Genomic DNA, 1,857 nt, shown 5'->3' with positions numbered 1-1,857 from the left:
TACGAACCTCATGAACCCGGGTGGGGCAACGCTCCGTACAGGGGCGGTGACGGGGCGCCGTACGTTCCGCAGCAGCCCTCGTACGGCGGCGGCTACCAACCGCAGCCACAACCCCAGCCGCAGGGGCAGGGGCAGGGGCAGCAGTACGCCCCCTACGACACGACGGCCTACCAGCCCTCGGCCTTCGACAACGAGGCGTACGAGCCGGACCCGTACGCCCCCGAGGAGGAGTACGAGGACGACGCCCCCGACACCGACCCGCGGACCGGCGGGCCGGGCGACGGTGGCGGCGACGGCACAGGGGGTCCCAACGGTCCGGGCCGGCGCGGCAACCGCCGTCGCAAAAAGGGCAAACGGCGCGCTCTGCGCTGGGTGGCGATCGTCACATCGCTCGCGATAGTCGGGTCGGCCGGCGCCGCCTGGGCCTACTACGAGCACCTGAACGCGAACATCCGCAAGGACGCTCTCAACCTCGGCGACAGCAAGGTCGACAAGAGCAAGGCCAACGCGGCCGGCCAGACCCCGCTGAACATCCTGCTGCTGGGCTCGGACAGCCGGGCCTCCAAGGAGAACCAGAAGCTCGGCGGCGCCAAGGCCGACGCGACGCGCAAGCCGCTGGCCGACGTCCAGATGCTGCTGCACGTCTCGGCCGACCGCAGCAACATGACCGTGGTCAGCATCCCGCGCGACACCCGCGTCACCATCCCCAAGTGCACCGACCCGGACGACGGCACCGTCTACCCCGAGACCAGCTCGGAGACGATCAACGCCAGCCTCGGGCACGGCGGTCCGGGCTGCACCGTGGCCACCTGGGAGAACCTGACCGGTATATCCATCGACCACTTCATGATGATCGACTTCGCCGGCGTGGTCTCCATGGCCGACGCGGTCGGCGGCGTCCCGGTCTGCGTCAAGAGCAACGTGTGGGACAAGAAGTCCGGGCTGAAGCTCACCGCCGGCGACCACGTCATCAAGGGCAAGCAGGCGCTGCAGTGGCTGCGCACCCGCCACGGCTTCGAGGACGGCAGCGACATCGGCCGCACCCACGCCCAGCACATGTACATGAACGCGATGGTGCGGCAGCTCAAGTCCGGTACGAAGCTCACCGACCCGGGAGCGCTGACCGGCCTCGCGGAGAGCGCCACGAAGGCGCTGACGGTCGACACCGGCCTCGGCACGGTCAAGAAGCTGTACGACATGGGCAACGACCTCAAGCGCGTCCCGACCGGCCGGATCACCATGACCACCATGCCGTGGGGTGCCGACCCGGAGAACCCGACCGCTCACGTGGTGCCGACACCGGCGGCCACCAAGCTCTTCACGCTGCTCCGCAACGACCAGGCGGTCGACGGCAAGGCGAGCAAGAAGAAGCCCCCGGCGAAGCCCGCCTCGACGGCCAGGCCCGACGCCAAGGCGGACATCCCCGTCACCGTCGAGAACGGCACCGGCACGGCCTCCCAGGCCGCCGTCCCCGGGCGGGCCAAGGCGATCTCCGAGCGGCTCGTCGCTCTCGGCTACACCCAGGCCGAGTCCGACAGCACGCCCCAGTCGCAGTCCGGCACCACGGTCACGTACCCGTCCGACGACCAGCAGGCGAACGCGAACGCCCTGGCGGTCGCGAAGTCGCTGGGCCTGCCGACGAGCGCGGTGAAGAAGTCCGCGTCGGCCTCCGGGATCACGCTGGTGGTCGGCGCCGACTGGACCACCGGCACGAGCTACCCGAAGGAGAGCTCGTCCGACACCAAGGAAGTGCTGGACAGCGCGAACGCGCTCAACGCCTCCGACAAGTCGGCGTGCATGAAGGTCAACCCGTACTACAACTGGTAGGACGCACGGGCCGGGCCCCGCGGGGCCCGG

General features: G+C 70.0%; 1 protein-coding gene. It reads left to right on the top strand.

The window, feature by feature from the left end; all coding sequences use genetic code 11:
- Positions 1 to 1,827, top strand: a 1,827-nt coding sequence (locus tag ACIP98_RS42375) for an LCP family protein (RefSeq protein WP_401982220.1), incomplete at its 5' end; no start/stop codon positions are given.
- Positions 1,828 to 1,857 lie beyond the last annotated feature (30 nt).

The sequence above is a fragment of the Streptomyces sp. NPDC088354 genome, from assembly GCF_044753585.1.
GTDB lineage: Bacteria > Actinomycetota > Actinomycetes > Streptomycetales > Streptomycetaceae > Actinacidiphila.
The sequence above is the reverse complement of the archived record's forward strand: the minus strand, read 5'-3'. Positions and strand labels throughout refer to the sequence as shown.